The sequence below is a fragment of the Aurantibacter sp. genome, from assembly GCF_039941195.1.
Classification (GTDB): Bacteria; Bacteroidota; Bacteroidia; order Flavobacteriales; family Flavobacteriaceae; genus Aurantibacter_A.
In genome coordinates, this window is sequence record NZ_JBDVFA010000102.1 from 1 (window position 1) to 17,750 (window position 17,750).

17 protein-coding genes are annotated in these 17,750 nt (G+C 33.6%); 11 read left to right on the forward strand and 6 right to left on the reverse strand.

Annotated features, from left to right (window positions below; translation table 11 throughout):
* From ABJF52_RS17545 to ABJF52_RS17560, 4 genes are all read left to right on the forward strand, one after another.
* Positions 1-356, forward strand: a 356-nt coding sequence (locus ABJF52_RS17545; RefSeq protein WP_348153243.1) for a DUF6702 family protein, incomplete at its 5' end; no start/stop codon positions are given.
* A 62-nt stretch (positions 357-418) separates the two neighbouring features.
* Entirely contained in the window at positions 419-2,725 is a 2,307-nt protein-coding gene (locus ABJF52_RS17550; RefSeq protein WP_348153245.1) for a M1 family metallopeptidase, read from the forward strand.
* A gap of 124 nt (positions 2,726-2,849) precedes the next feature.
* Positions 2,850-3,167: a twin-arginine translocase TatA/TatE family subunit gene (locus ABJF52_RS17555; RefSeq protein ID WP_348153316.1), complete on the forward strand. Its 318-nt coding sequence runs from the start codon at positions 2,850-2,852 to the stop codon at positions 3,165-3,167.
* 11 nt (positions 3,168-3,178) lie between these two features.
* The gene (locus ABJF52_RS17560; protein ID WP_348153247.1) at positions 3,179-3,742 is read left to right on the forward strand and encodes a phosphatase PAP2 family protein; all 564 of its coding nucleotides are present in this window, start codon (positions 3,179-3,181) and stop codon (positions 3,740-3,742) included.
* A 6-nt stretch (positions 3,743-3,748) separates the two neighbouring features.
* On the opposite strand, the gene ABJF52_RS17565 is transcribed toward ABJF52_RS17560, so the two are convergent.
* Positions 3,749-4,390, reverse strand: a complete 642-nt coding sequence (locus tag ABJF52_RS17565; protein ID WP_348153249.1) for a class I SAM-dependent methyltransferase — start codon at positions 4,388-4,390, stop codon at positions 3,749-3,751.
* Positions 4,391-4,452: 62 nt separating this feature from the next.
* Here ABJF52_RS17565 and ABJF52_RS17570 point away from each other — a divergent pair, with 62 nt between their 5' ends.
* From ABJF52_RS17570 to ABJF52_RS17585, 4 genes are read left to right on the forward strand one after another with little or no spacing between them, the layout of a single operon-like run.
* A complete protein-coding gene (locus tag ABJF52_RS17570; RefSeq protein WP_348153250.1) occupies positions 4,453-4,914 on the forward strand; it encodes a GNAT family N-acetyltransferase in 462 nt (153 codons plus the stop codon).
* A 53-nt stretch (positions 4,915-4,967) separates the two neighbouring features.
* Positions 4,968-6,239 carry a kynureninase gene (gene kynU, locus ABJF52_RS17575; RefSeq protein ID WP_348153252.1) on the forward strand — a complete coding sequence of 424 codons (1,272 nt, stop codon included), beginning with the start codon at positions 4,968-4,970 and terminating at the stop codon, positions 6,237-6,239.
* A 14-nt stretch (positions 6,240-6,253) separates the two neighbouring features.
* Positions 6,254-7,369, forward strand: a complete 1,116-nt coding sequence (locus tag ABJF52_RS17580) for an MBL fold metallo-hydrolase (protein ID WP_348153254.1) — start codon at positions 6,254-6,256, stop codon at positions 7,367-7,369.
* 56 nt (positions 7,370-7,425) lie between these two features.
* Positions 7,426-8,577: an MFS transporter gene (locus ABJF52_RS17585; RefSeq protein WP_348153256.1), complete on the forward strand. Its 1,152-nt coding sequence runs from the start codon at positions 7,426-7,428 to the stop codon at positions 8,575-8,577.
* Here ABJF52_RS17585 and ABJF52_RS17590 read toward each other — a convergent pair.
* Positions 8,574-9,227 carry a hypothetical protein gene (locus ABJF52_RS17590; RefSeq protein ID WP_348153258.1) on the reverse strand — a complete coding sequence of 218 codons (654 nt, stop codon included), beginning with the start codon at positions 9,225-9,227 and terminating at the stop codon, positions 8,574-8,576. The two genes, ABJF52_RS17585 and ABJF52_RS17590, sit on opposite strands and share 4 nt — an antisense overlap.
* 227 nt (positions 9,228-9,454) lie before the next feature.
* Between ABJF52_RS17590 and ABJF52_RS17595 the strand changes: the two genes are divergently transcribed.
* Complete coding sequence (locus ABJF52_RS17595; protein ID WP_348153260.1) at positions 9,455-10,003, forward strand: ATP-dependent Clp protease proteolytic subunit; 549 nt, start codon at positions 9,455-9,457, stop codon at positions 10,001-10,003.
* 201 nt (positions 10,004-10,204) lie between these two features.
* Positions 10,205-11,548, forward strand: a complete 1,344-nt coding sequence (locus ABJF52_RS17600; RefSeq protein WP_348153262.1) for an NAD(P)/FAD-dependent oxidoreductase — start codon at positions 10,205-10,207, stop codon at positions 11,546-11,548.
* Between the two features lie 55 nt (positions 11,549-11,603).
* Here ABJF52_RS17600 and ABJF52_RS17605 read toward each other — a convergent pair whose 3' ends face one another.
* Together ABJF52_RS17605 and ABJF52_RS17610 are read right to left on the reverse strand one after the other, a co-directional pair.
* On the reverse strand, positions 11,604-12,383 hold the full coding sequence (locus ABJF52_RS17605) for a C4-type zinc ribbon domain-containing protein (RefSeq protein ID WP_348153264.1): 780 nt from the start codon (positions 12,381-12,383) through the stop codon (positions 11,604-11,606).
* A 2-nt stretch (positions 12,384-12,385) separates the two neighbouring features.
* Complete coding sequence (locus tag ABJF52_RS17610; RefSeq protein WP_348153266.1) at positions 12,386-13,480, reverse strand: Nif3-like dinuclear metal center hexameric protein; 1,095 nt, start codon at positions 13,478-13,480, stop codon at positions 12,386-12,388.
* A gap of 46 nt (positions 13,481-13,526) precedes the next feature.
* Here ABJF52_RS17610 and lpxK point away from each other — a divergent pair, with 46 nt between their 5' ends.
* Positions 13,527-14,534, forward strand: coding sequence for a tetraacyldisaccharide 4'-kinase (gene lpxK / locus ABJF52_RS17615; protein WP_348153268.1), 1,008 nt, complete (start codon positions 13,527-13,529; stop codon positions 14,532-14,534).
* On the opposite strand, the gene ABJF52_RS17620 is transcribed toward lpxK, so the two are convergent.
* Both ABJF52_RS17620 and gap read right to left on the reverse strand, forming a co-directional pair.
* Positions 14,515-16,731, reverse strand: a complete 2,217-nt coding sequence (locus tag ABJF52_RS17620) for a response regulator (RefSeq protein ID WP_348153270.1) — start codon at positions 16,729-16,731, stop codon at positions 14,515-14,517. The two genes, lpxK and ABJF52_RS17620, sit on opposite strands and share 20 nt — an antisense overlap.
* Positions 16,728-17,738, reverse strand: a complete 1,011-nt coding sequence (gap, locus tag ABJF52_RS17625) for a type I glyceraldehyde-3-phosphate dehydrogenase (protein WP_348153272.1) — start codon at positions 17,736-17,738, stop codon at positions 16,728-16,730. The genes ABJF52_RS17620 and gap overlap by 4 nt, the downstream gene beginning before the upstream one ends.
* Positions 17,739-17,750 lie beyond the last annotated feature (12 nt).

Below are 17,750 nucleotides of genomic sequence, written 5' to 3' on the forward strand. Positions count from 1 at the left end.
TAGAAACGCTACTTAAAGCACGCTATGATATTGAAGCAAAATTAGCTACTGAAGATGAGTTGGAGATTGCTGCTGAATATTTACAAAAATATTTTAAAACTAAATTTATTATCGAAATAAATGGCAAACAAATGGAATATCAATTTCTAGGTAAAAAATACGATACCGATCTTGCTATATTTTATTTGGAAATTCCTGAAGTTGATATAAAACAGCTACGGACTATTGCTGTTCAGAATAAAATACTCACTGATTTATATGATGAACAACAAAATTTACTTCATATTAAGTTAAATGGAAGTAAAAAGAGCTTCGTTTTGTTGAAAAATAATGATAAAGGAATGTTAAAACTCTAACAGACTATTAACAAATCATTAAAAATCTATTAATTTTCCAAGATTAAATTTTAACGGAACAAATGAATAAAATAAAATACGGTTTTACAACCCTAATATTTCTTTTTAGTGCAGTGGTTTTTGCACAAGATCAAGAAGCTGAGAAAACAAAAGAGCCTGGTCATTTAAATCAGAGCAAATTCAAACAACTTTACGAAGAGTTTTCAACACCTAATAGTTATCGTTCTGCGTCAGGTGCTCCTGGGCATGCGTACTACCAGCAGCAGGCTAATTATGTGATGGATATAGAACTAGATGATAAGAATCACAGAATTAGTGGTAGTGAAACCATAACATATATTAATAATTCGCCAGACGATTTAGAATTTCTTTGGATTCAATTAGACCAAAATATTAGAGAAAAAGATTCTAAAGCTAAATTAAAGAATGGAGGAGGAGTGCCTATGGCTGAACAAGCAAGTGCTTTCGCTGGGAAATATATGGCTGAACCGTTTGAAGGTGGTTTTATTATTGAAGAAGTAAAAGATGCTTCGGGCAAACCTTTGGCACATACCATTAATTTTACGATGATGCGTATTGATTTACCAAAACCTTTAAAAAGTAAAGAGCAAGTTTCATTCTCAATAAAATGGAATTATAATATTCCTAATCATACAGTTAATAGAGCACGTTCTGGATATGAAGAATTTGCTGATGGTAACAGAGCTTATGTAATTGCTCAGTTCTTTCCAAGAATGGCAGTATATAATGATGTTGAAGGTTGGCAAAACCATCAATTTTGGGGTAACGGTGAGTTTGCGTTAACTTTTGGGGATTATGAAGTAAATATTACAGTACCTGCTGATCATATACTTGATGCAACAGGAACTCTTCAGAATAGAAAAGAAGTTTATTCTAAGGAAATGATAAAGCGCTATGAAAAAGCGAAGAAATCTTATGATAAACCTGTGCTTATTGTTACTCAAGATGAAGCTGTAGAAGCTGCTAAGGGTTTTTCTGAAAAGAAAAAAACTTGGAAGTTTAAAGCTAAAAATGTTCGTGATTACGGTTTTGCAACATCAAGACGATTTATCTGGGATATGCAAGCTGTAAAAGTTGGCAATAAAGATGTAATGGCTGTTTCGTTATATCCAAAAGAAGGTAATCCACTTTGGGAGGAATATTCTACTAAGGCTGTTGCACATACACTTAAATCGTATTCATCACATACTTTTGATTATCCTTATCCAAAAGCGATTTCTGTACATGCTAAAAATCAGGGTATGGAATATCCTATGATTTGTTGGAATTATGGGCGTCCGAATGAGGATGGGACCTATTCTGATCGCGTTAAATACGGAATGATAAGTGTAATAATACATGAAGTAGGTCACAATTTCTTCCCGATGATTGTAAATTCTGATGAACGCCAATGGGGTTGGATGGATGAAGGTTTAGATACTTTTATGCAATATATGGCTGAACAAGAGTTCGGAGAATTATATCCGGAAGCTGTAGCTCCAAATAGTGCGTATCCTTCAAGAAGAGGTGCTCCAGCCAAAATTGTTCCGTACATGGCGGGGGATCAAAGTACAATTTCACCCATAATGTCTAACCCAGAAAATGTATATCAGTTGGGGCCAAATGCCTATGCAAAACCTGCAACAGCATTAAACATATTACGTGAAACTATTATGGGGCGTGAGCTATTTGATCACGCTTTTAAAACCTACGCACAACGCTGGATGTTTAAACACCCAACTCCTGAAGATTTCTTTAGAACAATGGAAGATGCGTCTGCTGTAGATTTAGATTACTATTGGAGAGGTTGGTTCTACACTACGGATTATGTTGATATAGGAGTGAAAGGTATTAAAAAGTACTACGTTACTGATAAACCTTCTAAAAAGATGCTAGAATACATGGAGGCAAGAAACCTTACTACCGCAGATTTACCACCACTTGTATATTTGGCTGATGAAGATGCCGAGGATTTTGATTCAAATCTAAAAGGAAAAGCACCTTCTGAATCTTCTATGACGTTAAAAGAATATATGATGGATAACATGACTGAAGCAGAAAGAAAAGCTGTTAAAGAGCCTAAGTATTTCTACGAGATTAGTTATGAAAGTCCGGGCGGTATTCCAATGCCAATAATTGTTGAATATACCTATGCTGATGGATCCACGGAGAATATTACGTATCCAGCTGAAGTTTGGAGAAAAAATAGTGAAGAGGTAAAAATGGTAATGTCTTCTCAAAAAGAGCTTACGAACATTGTTATTGATCCAAAATTAGAGACTGCTGACATTGATACGACCAATAATTCATGGCCGAAAAAAGAGCAAGAGTCTGATTTTGACCAATTCAAGGAAAAAATAAAGGGATAACATAAAGATTTCCTTTTCGTTCGAGAAACCTGTTAGATATAATTCCTAAATACTTTTTTGTTAAGGTGGGAATCTAACAGGTTTTTTCTGTTTAAACTTCATTATATTTGTTCTTATGATATTAATGACTTCTTTATTCATAAGTGGTGGTGAAATATTCTTTATCATGTTTATTGTGGTAATGGTGTTCGGTGCTGATAAAATTCCTGGTATTGCCAAAGGGTTAGGGAAAGGTATGCGTCAACTTAAAGATGCTACTGAGGATATTAAGCAAGAAATTCAGAAAAGTGCTGATAAGCAAGGTATCGATACTAGTTTTGTTGATGATATTAAAAAAGATATTAGCGATGTAAAGAGTAATTTAACTTCAGGACTTTCCGATGAGATTAACGAAGTTAAAGACGGTGTAGAAAAATTTTCTGGTTCTATTAAAAGAAAATAATACTTCTCCATATGCTTGAAAGGCTATTAGAAATAGATCGTCAAGTTCTAATTTATCTAAACAATTTTGGTTCTGATACATACGATTCTTTTTGGAAAACTATAACTAAATTTCCAACCTGGATTCCGTTGTTTGTTTTAGTTATAGTACTTCTTTTTTGGAGGGAGTCTGTTAAAACTGCAATTTCTAAATTAATAACTTATATCGCTGTGCTCTTGGTTGTGCAGAGTTTTGTGACGATTACTAAAAATGGCATTGGTCGTTTAAGGCCAAATAATGATGAGACCATAAACCAAATAATTAGAGCTGTAAATCAGAGTCATAATTTTAGTTTTTTTTCAGGTCATGCTGCATTTTCGTTTTGTTTTGCAACTATGGCTGTGTTGTTTTTAAAAGATAAAATCAAATTAATTCATCTTATTTATATTTTTCCAATACTTTTTTCATTCAGTAGAATTTACCTTGGAGTACATTTTCCTAGTGATATTATAGTTGGAGCTCTTGTAGGGATTATTTTTGCATTCTTATTTAAGGGAATCTATAACTATTTTTCTTCAAAATTTTTAATAAACTAGACTGGTTTATAATACCCGACTTAGAGTAAGACCATCTCTTATGGGCATTAAAATAGTTTCAAAGCGTGGGTCTTCTTTAAGCTTTTTATTATAATCTAAAAGTATTTTTGTAGTCTTGTCTTTAGGATTTAATGGCTCAACTACCTTGCCGGACCACAATACATTATCCGATAAAATAACACTTCCTTTTTTTACTTTTTTTAAAACTACTTCTAAATAGTTGGGATAGTCTTTTTTTTCAGCATCAATAAAAACTAGGTCAAAAACCATATCTAATTGTGGAATAATTTCAAGCGCATTTCCGGTATGTTGAATAATGTTGTTTCCAAATTTACTTTTATCAAAATAGCGTCGTTGCATTTCGTGTAATTCCGCATTTACATCAATAGTATGTAGGGTTCCGTTTTCTTTTAAACCTTCTGCTAAACAAAGTGCAGAATAGCCAGTGTACGTGCCAACTTCTAAAATGTGTTCAGCATTAATTAATTTAGAAAGCATACTTAACACTCTTCCTTGAAAATGACCAGTTATCATTCTAGGTTGGATAACTTTTAAGTGTGTTTCTCTAGTAAGCTCCTGTAAAAGTTCAGGTTCATCTTCTGAATGATTCTGAATATACTCTTCTAAAACTGGTGATAAGAAATGCATTGCTTTTTTTTGTAAAAATATAGATTTAAAACTACCTTCAATATTGTAAAATGAATGTGCTTATGGATGACATAATAATTAGAAAAGCTAATATTAAAGATTTGGCATCGCTTTTAGAATTTGAACAAGGGATTATTAAAGCAGAAAGACCGTTTGATCCAACTTTGGCTGATGATCCAATTAGCTATTATGATTTAAAAGAATTAATAGCCTCTGATACTGCTGAAATTTTAGTCGGTGAGCACAAGGGTAAGCTAATAGCATCAGGATACGCAAATATTAAGCAAGCAAAATCATATTTAGACCATAAAAGATTTTCTTATCTAGGATTTATGTATACCGACCCAAATTACAGGGGCAAAGGTTTAAATAGAAGAATTGTAGATGGTTTAAAAGAATGGTCTTTTGAAAAAGGTGTAAAAGAAATTAGATTAACTGTTTACGAAGAAAACATAGGTGCCATAAAAGCCTATGAAAAAGTTGGGTTTAAAAATCACTTAATAGAAATGCGTATAGAAGACTAAATTATCGAATAATAATGTACTGCTTTATGCGTATTTTTGAACAAATTTAGTTCATGAAATTTCAAAATTCTTTAGCGTTTGCACGTAGTCTAGATGCAGAAGATTCACTCTCTAAATATCGTAATGAATTTCATTTTCCACAGTTAAATGGTAAAGATGTAATTTACTTTACCGGAAATTCTTTAGGCTTACAACCTAAACGTACTCAGAAATTTATTGATGAGGTAATGACTGATTGGAAACGTTTAGGAGTGGAAGGTCATTTTCATGCAGAAAAGCCTTGGTGGGATTATCACGAAAGGTTAGCAGCTCCTTTAGCGAAAGTAGTAGGAGCAAAGCCCAGAGAAATTTGTGTTATGAATACTTTGACGGTTAACCTACATTTTTTAATGGTGTCTTTTTATCGACCGACTAAAAAGCGATTTAAAATATTATGTGAAGAAAAGGCTTTTCCTTCTGATCAATATATGTTGCAAAGTCAGGTTAAATTTCATGGTCTTGATCCGAATGATGTTTTGGTTGAGGTGAAAAAGCGTGAGGGTGAAAATGCTTGGCATACCGAGGATGTTCTTGAGAAAATTAATGAAATAGGTGAAGAGTTGGCCTTAGTTTTAATAGGTGGTGTTAATTATTATAACGGACAAGTTTTTAATATGCAAGCCATCACCGAAGCTGGCAAAGCTGTTGGGGCATATGTAGGTTGGGACTTAGCACATGGCGTTGGAAATGTAGCATTGAAATTGAATGAATGGAATGTAGATTTTGCCGCCTGGTGTAGTTATAAATATATGAATAGTGGACCTGGTAATGCTTCAGGAATTTTTGTAAACGAAAAGCATTTAAGTGATAAAAATATCCCGCGTTTTGAAGGTTGGTGGGGTTCTGATAAAAAAACGCGATTTTTAATGAAGCCTGAGTTTGAAGCTACGCAAAGTGCAGATTCTTGGCAGGTAAGTAATCCACCGGTATTATCACTTGCACCGTATTTAGCTTCTTTGGAAATGTTTGAGGAAGTAGGTATGCAGGCTTTAATAGAAAAACGGGATAAAATTACTGCTTATCTACAATTTGTTTTGCAAGAAATTGCAACCGAAGTTAATGGTTCTTTTGAAATAATAACACCTAAAGAAAGGGGATGTCAATTGTCGGTATTTCTTCACGGTCACGACAAATCATTATTTAATTATTTGATGGAAAACGGAGTAGTGCCAGATTGGCGTGAGCCCAATGTAATACGTTTGGCACCTGCTCCTTTTTATTGCTCATTCGAAGATATGTATAGATTTGGTCAAATCTTAAAAAAAGGAATACTCGCCGAAGCATAAGTGATTAAAAATCAATGAAAATTTTAAAAATGATAGTGTCCGTAATTGTTTCTATAATAGGTATCGTAGTACTTATTGCAATTCTATTTGTTAATATATCACCTGAATTTGGCGCTAAAAGTAAAGGTGCTTTTAAGGAAAATATTAAAAATTCTGAAAATTTTAAAGATGGAAAATTTCAGAACTTAACCAAAACTGTAGTGTCAACGGATATGAATTGGAGAACAATTCCGGAATATTTTACAAACGGAAATAAAGTGCCCGATTGGTCAATACCAGTTGATAAATTACCTGTTGATTATTTTGAAAATTTTCCTGATTCATTAACAAGATTAACTTGGTTTGGACACTCTGCATTATTGCTAGAGATGGAGGGCAAGAAATTGTTTTTAGACCCAATGTTAGGCAGTGTTCCTGCACCACACCCTAGCTTAGGTGCTAAACGTTTTAATGATACTTTGCCAATGGCGATTGACAATTTGCCTACTTTAGATGCGGTATTAATATCACATGACCATTATGATCATTTGGACTATGGTTCGATAAAAAAATTAGATCATAAAGTTGAACATTTTTATGTTCCCATGGGCCTCGGTGCACATTTAAGATCTTGGGGTGTTTCAGATGATAAGATAACTGAAATGGATTGGTGGGAGCAAGTCGACTTTTTTGGAATTACCCTCGTTTCAACACCAGCTCGCCACTTTTCGGGAAGAGGATTATTTGACCGCGCTAGTACTTTATGGTGTTCCTGGGTTATTAGAGGAAAGTCAAAAAATATATTCTTTGGTGGTGATTCTGGTTATGATGCTACCTTCTCTGAAATAGGAAAAAAATATGGTCCTTTCGATTTTGCAATGCTAGAGTGTGGTCAATATAACGAACAATGGGCTCAAATACACATGATGCCAGAAGAGACTGTACAGGCAAGTGTCGATTTAAATAGTAAGTTACTAATGCCTATTCATTGGGGTGCTTTTAAATTAGGTTTGCACCCATGGGAAGAACCTGCGGAACGTGCTACTAAAAAAGCTGCTGAATTAAATGTTCAATTGACAATGCCTAAAATTGGCGAGCCCATAATTTTGGGTGAAGCAGTACCATATTCTAAATGGTGGGTTAGAAACTAAAGAGTACTATTTCATATCATTTATGTATATATTAAATGATTTCCAAAAACTCTTATATGAAATCACTACGACTTATTTTATCAAATCCTCGGTATTTTGCTCCAGCATGGGTTTTTACGAGTTTAAATATTTTGTTTGGTACGTGGGCGATTTATATACCTACGGTAAAAGAAAAATTAGCAATAGATAAATCTGAATTAGGAATAGCCATTTTCTTTTTGTCTTTAGGCGTTTTTACGATTTTTCCTGTTGCTGCTAAAATCATTAATAAAATAGGAGTTGGAAAGGCTACTTGGTATGGTGTGCTATTGATTTGTGCTACAGGAGTTTTGCCACTTTTAGCACCTAATTATTATTCATTAATGGGAGCATTATTTGTTTTTGGTGCAACGCATGGCTTTACTGATATTGCCATGAATACTTTAGTTACAGAAATAGAAAAAGAAGACAATCAGAACTTTATGTCAGCCGCACATGGGTTTTTTAGTTTAGGCGGAGTTTTTGCTGGTCTGGGTATTCTTCTAATTGCCATAATAGGAAATCCAGTATTACATATGGGGTTGGCAATTGCAATAGTCTTATTAGTAAACTTTTTGTTCTACAAGAATTATGTCACAATAACGGCAGCACCTGTGGAGAAAGAGCCCTTTAGCTTAAAATTATTTAAACCACTTTTTATAATTGGCATTGTCTCTTTTATGGTGATGGGTGGAGAAGGGGCAATTATTGATTGGAGTGGATTATTTTTAAAGGAAGTTAGTATGGCTCCTAAGGCACTTTGGGGCACTGGATTTTTAGCGTTTTCCATTACTATGACCACTGGGAGGTTTTTCGGTGATAGTATTAGTCAGAAAATTGGCTCAATTAAAATTGTTGCAATTGGATCTATTGTCGCTATTATAGGTTATTTTGCTGTTTTAAGTACGCAGACTTATTTGGCAATTTTTGGATTTGCCTTAATAGGATTAGGTTTCTCCGTAATTATTCCCGAATTATTTAGAATCGGTGGGAATGTGAAGGGGATTGAATCTTCCCAAGGGGTTGCTTTTGTAGCAGGAACAGGGTATTTAGGTTTTTTAACTGCTCCTCCAATTTTAGGGTTTTTAGCAGATACTTCTTCGTTAAGTCTTAGCTTTATTGTTTTACTTGGATGCTCGGTTTTGGTATTTTTATCAACTTTTATTTTAAGTAAGAAGAAAACGAGTTAATTTTTTACAGCGATATCCGTAAAGAATAAATTGAATTTTCCTTCTGCCATTTTATGTGATTTGGCAATTTTTAATCCTCCAACTTCTTCATAATCTTCGAAAGTGGTAGTCATTGATGGCTCAGTCTGATTACCTCTTCGAAATACCCATTCTTGTACGAGATAATCATCACCAAAGTAAAAATCATAAGCATCACCAGGCGTATAGCCACCTTCATTTCCATACACAATGGTTAACTTTTGCATTAATTTTTTAGAAATAGGAGCTTTTGCTTTGGCGGTATGCTCATGCTTCAAATTAGCACCGTCCCAAACTAATTGAAAAGGGGCAAGGAGCCAAAATTTATCGTTTATAAAACTTCCATTTTTCTTATAAGCAATGCTATCCATATCTGCTCTATTGTATTCTAGTGTGCCTTCTTCCGATATTGAGGTAACATCATTTGATTTAGGTTTCCATACCCAACCACGTTCAGAGTGTTTGGTATCTCGGTCTACATTGAATGTAAATGATATTTCTTTTACATTTTTCCAATTTTCAAACCCGTGAGCATTTGCCACCTTTTCAAGAATACTTGCTTCTTGGGATAATAGAACCTGACAAGACAAAAAAATAGCTGTAAATAGAAAAAAAGTCGTGAATTTTCGCATGGTGTAGTTTTTATCAAAAATAGCTTAATTTGATTATATGGTAAGCAAAAATCCCTTTGTACTAAAATTTTGAAGTGTAATTAGCACTTATTTGTGTTTAGAAAAAAACTAAAGTATAGATATAACACTCATAAATAAGCCAATTTGACACTTTTATGAAGATTGAATGTATACTGTTATTACCTATGAAATATTTGCGTAATTTTGATACTTATCAAATTATAAATATGAGTACAAAAAAAGGAAAAGTACAACAGGCCATTGAAGAGAAACTTTTAGAAGAACGTAAAGTTTTTTTATGGGGAATGGTCGATGATGATTCTGCTAAGCATGTGATTGATAGGCTTTTGTATCTTGATATGTTAAACAATAAAGAGATTCAATTAATTATTAATAGCCCAGGTGGTTATGTTACCTCTGGCTTTGCTATGTACGATACTATAAAGTCATTAAAAAGTCCGGTTTCAACGGTATGCTCTGGTCTTGCAGCTTCCATGGGTTCTATATTGCTTTCTGTGGGCGCAAAAGGTAGACGATTTATTCAACCACACGCTCAAGTAATGATTCACCAGCCTAGTGGTGGAGCTAGAGGGCAAGCATCAAATATTGAAATTCAGGCGCAAGAAATTATAAAAACAAAAGAGTTAAGTGCTCATATTTTGGCCGATAATTGTGGGCAAAAATTTGAAAAAGTACTTAAAGATTTTGATCGTGATTATTGGATGAATGCTGAAGAATCTGTGAAATACGGTATTGTAGATGGTATTTTAAAATAGTATCGTGCATTATTTTTAGCACAGAAAAAAGTCCTTCACATTTATTGTGTGAAGGACTTTTTTTGGATATATATAGACGCTCTCGCGGAATGTTCTAAATTATATACGTAACAAAAGACCTAATTGGATGTTATAATTCTGTTAAGGTACCGTGAAGAAATTCAGTACTTTTACGGACTTACTTTCCACATTGTTTAAAAAATGAACCAAAATTCAAAGAATATAGCAATAATTGGCTCAGGCTTAGTGGGTTCATTGTTGGCAATTTATTTAAAAAAGGCCGGACATCAAGTAACGGTTTTTGATCGTAGACCTGATATTAGAACTATTAAATTTTCTGGGCGATCTATTAATTTAGCAATGAGTAATAGAGGTTGGAAAACCTTGCGAGATGTTGGATTAGAAGAAGAGATAAAGAAAATAGCCATTCCTTTGGATAAACGCGCTATGCACGTTGTGGGTAAACCACTATATTTTCAGCCCTATGGTAAAGAGGGGCAAGCTATATGGTCTATTTCTAGAGGGGTTTTAAACAAAACTATGATTGATCTTGCTGAACAAGCAGGTACTGAATTTAGGTTTAATGAGAAAGTATGGGATGTAGATTTGCCTGAAGCTAAATTATATACAGGCGAATCGGAGAAAGGGGAGTGGAAGGCTTATAACTATGATATGATTTTCGGTTGTGATGGTGCTTTTTCAAGAGTACGACATAAAATGCAACGTAGAAGCAGATTTGATTATTCTCAAAATTTTATTGATGTAGGTTATAAAGAATTAACTATACCAGCAAATGAAGATGGCTCTCATAAACTAGACAAGCATTCTTTTCATATTTGGCCTAGAGGTCGATTTATGTTTATAGCTATGCCTAATTTAGATGGTAGTTTTACTTGTACTTTATTTATGCCATTTGAAGGTGAAGTATCGTTTAATAGTATCAAAACGAAAAGTGATGCTGTTGCATTTTTCACCAAGTATTTTCCAAATGTGATGCAAGTTATTGAGGATTTAGCCGATGACTTTTTTGAAAACCCGACAAGTGCTTTGGTAACTATGAAATGTTATCCATGGACGTATTGGGATAAGATAGCTCTTGTGGGTGATTCGGCGCATGCTGTGGTTCCTTTTTATGGACAAGGTATGAATGCTGGTTTTGAAGACATTTCTGTCTTAAATGAAATGATGTTAGCTCATGGAGATGACTGGGGAGCTATTTTTAAGAATTATCAAGAAGAAAGAAAACCAAATGCTGATGCAATAGCTGAATTGAGTTATCGAAACTTTATTGAAATGAGTAGTAAAACTAGTGATGCTACATTTTTACTTCAAAAGAAAATAGAAAAACGTTTTGCTGAAAAATATCCTGACAAATGGGTGCCCGCATATTCAAGAGTAACTTTTTCGGAGCGACCATATGTAGAAGCATTAGCCATAGGTGATGTTCAAGAAAAAATTATGGTTGAAGTTATGAAAATGCCAGATATTGCTAAGAAGTGGGATAGCGAAGAAGTAGAAAAGAAAATATTAAACTTGCTTCAATAGAAAAAGCCATCTACTACAAGAGCAGATGGCTTTAATTTGAGTTAGCTTTAATTGCCTATAATTTTGCGAACATTTTTTCCATTTTAGCTTGCTCTTCTTCTGCTAAAACTGGGTCAACCAATATACGACCACTATGTTCATCAGTGATAATCTTTTTTCTAGAAGCAATTTCTACCTGTACTTGTGGAGGAATAGTAAAGAAAGAACCACCTGAAGCGCCTCTTTCAATTGGCACAACTGCCAAACCATTCTTTACATTTTCGCGAATACGAGCATAGGCTAGTACTAAGCGCTCTTCAATATCTTTTTGAAACTTAGCAGATTTTGCTAATAATGCTTCTTCTTCTTTTTCAGTTTCAGCTAAAATAGCATTTAGTTCGCTTTTCTTATGCTTTAAATGTGCTTCACGTTCAGAAAGTTTCTCTTTGGTTTCAGAAACAACAACTTTCTTTTGTTCAATTTGAGCTTTAAATTCTTTAATGTTCTTTTCAGCTAATTGAATTTCTAATTCTTGAAATTCTAATTCTTTTGAAATAGAATTGAATTCACGACTGTTACGAACATTCTTTTGTTGTTCGCTATATTTCTTTATTAAAGTTTTAGCCTCTTCAATAAGATTCTTTTTTGCACCGATTTCGAAGTTTATAGTTTCAACATCAGTCTTTAGCTTGTCCATACGAGTTTTAAGACCAAGCACATCATCTTCAAGATCCTCAACTTCTAATGGAAGCTCACCTCTAACATTTCTAATCTCATCTACTCTTGAGTCAATCAATTGAAGATCATATAATGCTCTAAGCTTATCTTCTACTGTAGCTTCTGCTTTTTTTGCCATACTTATAAATACTTGATAGGATTGGTGTTACTCTCCGATAAACGGATTGCAAAATTAGGAATTTTTTCTGTAAGATAGTCAACTAAAAGGTTTTTTGTAAACTGCTCACTTTCATAATGTCCGATGTCTGCAATAACTATATCATTTTCTGCTGTGTAAAATTCGTGATATTTTAAGTCAGAAGTAATGAAAACGTCCGCTCCACCTGCTCTAGCTGCTGCTATTGCGAAGGCACCACTGCCACCTAATACTGCTACTTTCTTAACCTTACGACCTAATAATTTAGAATGTTTAATTACAGAAACATTCATTTTTTGCTTAACACTTAATAGAAAATCAGCCTCATTAATAGGTTTAGTAAGCTCACCTATCATACCCATTCCGGTATTTTGGTCCTTGTTTTCTAATGAATATACTTCATAAGCAATTTCTTCATATGGATGATTTTGAAAAAGTGCTTGTAAAACTTTCTGCTCTACACTAGATGCAAATGTTATATTAATTTGAGTTTCTTCCTCAAGATGTAGTTTTCCCTTTTCTCCTTTTACAGGGTTACTATTTTCTTCACCTTTATAACTTCCTACACCATCAACAACAAAACTACAATTGCTGTAGTTGCCAATGCTGCCAGCACCCACCTTGAATAAAGCATTTTTGAGCATTTCGGCATCTTTCTTTGGAACATAAGTTGTTAGCTTTTTTATGCTTTCTTTTTTGGGAATCAAAATTTTAGTATTCTTAAGCTCTAAGACTTCGCATATTTTAGCATTTACGCCTTTTTCACTGTTGTCTAAAGCAGTATGCATACTATAAATAGCAATATCATTTTTTATAGCCTTAAGAACCACACGCTCAACATACGTTGCTCCTGTAATTTTTTTTAATCCACTGAAAATTATCGGATGAAAACTAACAATAAGATTACAGTTATTGGCTATAGCTTCTTCAACAACATTTTCTAAAGTGTCTAAAGTAACTAGAATGCCATTAACCTTTGCGGTTTTGCTGCCAACCAAAAGACCTACATTGTCAAAGCTCTCTGCTTGACCTAACGGCGCTAATTCTTCTAAAATATCAGTAACTTCTTTAACTATCATATCGAAAAAATATCATTCCAAAGTTAAATATTATATTTTCGTCCTGATGAAACTGTTGCGAATTATTGGATTGCCTGTTGCTTTTGTCTATGGATTAATTATTCATATGCGTAATTATTTATTTGACGCTGGAATTTTAAAATCGAAATCGTTTCAAACTCCTACGGTTTGTGTTGGTAATTTAAGTCTTGGAGGAACCGGTAAAACACCTATGGTTGAGTTTTTAGTGGAAGCCCTACATTACCATATTAAAGTGGCTGTATTGAGTAGAGGGTATAAAAGAAAATCTAGCGGATATGTGGTTGCCGATGCTAATAGCACTGTTGATACTTTAGGAGATGAGCCCTTTCAAATTCATAAAAAGTTTAAACAGATAACCTTGGCGGTTGATTCAGATAGAATTAATGGTATAACTACCCTTGAAAAAACGGTAAGTCCGAGTTTAATTATTTTGGATGATGCTTTTCAACATCGAAAAGTCAAACCAGATTTTTCGATATTATTGACTGCTTTTAATAATTATTATAGTGATGACTATTTTCTGCCATATGGGACTTTACGGGATAGTAAAAACCAAGCTAAGCGAGCTCAAGTTATTGTTGTTACTAAATGTCCTCAAGAATTAAGTTTGGATAAAAGAATGGCTATTAAAGAGAGGCTTAAGCCATTGGAAAATCAAAAGGTGCTCTTTTCATTCTTGGCTTATAATAATAGAATTAAAGGACTTTCAAAGGAGACAACATTAGACGAGATTAAAAACCACAATATAACTTTGGTCACAGGGATTGCAAACCCATTACCTTTAATGGATTATTTGAGGTCTAAAGACCTTAATTTTGAACATTTACGTTTTAAGGATCATCACGATTTTAGTGCTAATGAAATTCGAAATCTAAATTCTAAGGATTTTGTTTTAACCACAGAAAAAGACTTTGTTCGTTTGCAAGGTAAAGTTGAGGAATTAGCTTATGTTGAAATGGCACACCAATTTATGGATGATGGTAAAGAACAATTGATAGTTGAATTGAAAAAGGCTACGAAGCTGAATTTTTAATCTGTCGATCAAAAATGTTTTCACCAATTTTTTGATAGAAAATCTCAGGTTTAAAAGGTTTTGTTACCACATCATTACATCCGGCTGCATAGAAAACTTCGAGACTATCATCTAGCGAAATTGCCGTTAAAGCTATGATAGGCGTAGAGGGGTCAAATTCTCTAATTTGAATGGTGGCTTCATCACCGCTAATACCAGGCATATGAATATCCATAAGAATGGCGTCGTATTGGTTTTTTCCTGCAAGCTCAACGGCCTCATGACCATTGCTAGCAATATCACTAGTTATGCCCTTTTTGGTCAACATTTTCTTGGTAATAACCTGATTGATTTTGTTGTCTTCTACGATTAAAATATGCAAGCCTTCAAACTCATACTCTTTGGTAGTCATTTCAAAGGCTATATCATCAATAATACTGTCCTTGCTCTTAATATCTAATTCAAAGAAAAATGCGCTACCAACATTAAGTTCACTACGCAACTCTATTTTACTATTAAATAGCCCTAATAAACTTTTTACTATTGTTAGTCCTAGGCCTGTTCCTCCATACTCTCTATTAATTTGAATAGAACCTTGTTCAAAACCTTCAAAAATGCTTTCTTGTTTTTCTTTAGAAATACCAATACCATTATCGCGAACCTCGAAATAAATGGTTACATCTTCTTCTACCTTTTTAAGTAATTTTGCTATTACCTTTACTTCACCATTTTTAGTAAATTTTAGTGCGTTACCTACCAAATTCATGATGATTTGAGATAGCTTTAAAGGGTCACTCATTAAATGTGACGGAATTTGCCTGTCGTAATCGAGAATAATTTTTGTGTTATTCTCATTGGCACTTTGCTTTAAAGAATCTATTACCTCTTTTAATACTTTATTTAAATTGAATTCAATATTTAAAGGTTCTAATTTATCGGCATCAATTTTATTGATATGTAAAATGTCATTAATAAAATTCAATAAATAATCTCCTGAAAATTTTAAGGCCTTTAAATGTTCTTTTTGCGCTGGATTCGGATTTTCCTCTAAAAGTAGATGTGTTAATCCTGTCACTGCATAAAGAGGTGTACGGAGTTCATGACTTACCGTTGATAAAAAATTACTTTTAGCCTCCATAGCTTGTACAGCTTCATCTCGTGCTACTTGTAATTCATTATTTTTAGTGTGTAAAAGGTCGTTCGTTTTTAATTTTATTTGATTATTTCTATATAATGATATAGCCAACAATGAAATTATCATTAAAAAAGCTGTAGTTAAAATAGCAGCAATTTCAGAACGGTTTTGAGAAGCTGTTAATTCTTCAATTTTATCATCTTGTATCTTGATTTGGTCGCCCATAAAATCGAACTGAATTTTATCAGCAACTTTCATTTCAGTTTTGATTTTATCCAGATTATATACAGAATCTCGAAGTAATAATAAGTTTTTATTACTAATTAATGCTTGGTCGAAAGCCTCAAGTTTCTCATAAGTCGTACTCAATAATTGATTGGCTTCGAAAATTTCATTAAAAAATCCATTGGCTTGGGCTATGCTCAATGCTTTTTCAGCATTCTCCGAAGCTTCAGGATATTTTTCGGTTTTAATAAATACTTTGGCAAGACCTAAATGCGCATTAGTGGCTAAGAACTCTTTTTCATAAATATCGGTATTGATAACAAGTGAGTTAAAGTTCTTTTGGGCATCATCATACTTTTCTTGATTTAGAAAAATGTTGCCTTCGACCAATAATATATTATTAAACATATTTCGGTCATTATTTAATTGCTTGGCCTCATCTAAAAGGTAGCGTGCTTGAAAACTTTTCTCGTTTTTAAATTCAATTACACCTTCAATGTACTTGTGAATAGCGTTACCATATGGGTATTCAATGTCTTTAAGTAAAGCTTTTGCGCGATCCCAATAAAAAAGTGTGGTATCTTCTTTGTCTAGGCGCAGATACACAATTGCAAAACGGTGATAGCAATCTATAAGGGCCTTAACATCTTCATTTTTTTCAGCAACCTTAGCGGCTTTTTGAAGTGAAAGTATGGCTAAGTCATTTTTATCTTGATTCCCATACATGCGGGCTTCGTTAAGATATGTTTCTAAGTTTTTAAGGGGTACAGTGTCTTGCGCCAACAACATTTGTCCCATAAAAAGACATGCTATTAAAAGCGATAACCTAAAACGAATATGTTTCGATATGATTTTCAAATGTAATTTTTAATGACCATCATATTAATCAAATCAATTATTCTACTACTATAGCCAGTTTCATTGTCATACCAGCCGATTATTTTAACCATTTTTCCGATAACTGAAGTCATCTGAGAATCAAACGTACAAGAATGACAACTATTGTTTATATCAATAGATACTATAGGGTCTTCTGTATATAAAAGTATGTTTTTTAGCTCATTAAGCGATTTATTTTTAAAAATTCTATTAATTTCTTCAATAGATGTTTCTCGTTTTACATTAAAAGTAATATCTGTTAACGAGCCATTAGGCACAGGTACGCGTATGCCGCAACCTCCAATAGCATCGGCTAAATTTGGAAAAATTTTGGTTAATGCTTTTGCCGCTCCTGTAGTAGTTGGAACTATAGATTGACCAGCTGCACGCGCTCTTCTTAAATCTTTATGAGGTTGATCGTGAAGACTTTGATCCGAAGTATATGAATGTATAGTTGTAATATACGCTTGTTCTACTTCGCACAAATCATTTATAACCTTAATCATAGGCGCTGCATTGTTAGTAGTGCAAGAAGCACATGAAACAATAGTATCGTTCGAGTCTACGATGTCTTCATTAATACCAAATACCACCATTTTTATATCGTCTTCAGTCGGTGGTACAGATAAGATTATTTTTTTAGCCCCGTTCTTAAGATGTTGCGCTAGTATATTTCGGGTTTTAAACTTTCCGGTACATTCTACAACAATGTCAACATCGTTTTCCTCCCAATTTATAGTAGCTGGACTATTGTGATTGCTTAGGGCAATAGTTCTTTCTTCAAACAATATATTACCATTGCTATGTGAAATGTTATGGTCAAAAACACCATGAATACTATCGTACTTAAGTAAATGGGCTAATGTTCTAGCATCTGCTAAATCATTAATTGCTACTACTTTTAAATTTTTGTGATTCTGTAGAAGTCTAAATAGAGTGCGGCCAATTCTTCCGAAACCATTTATACCAATTTTAATCTCTTTCATTTGGGATGGATT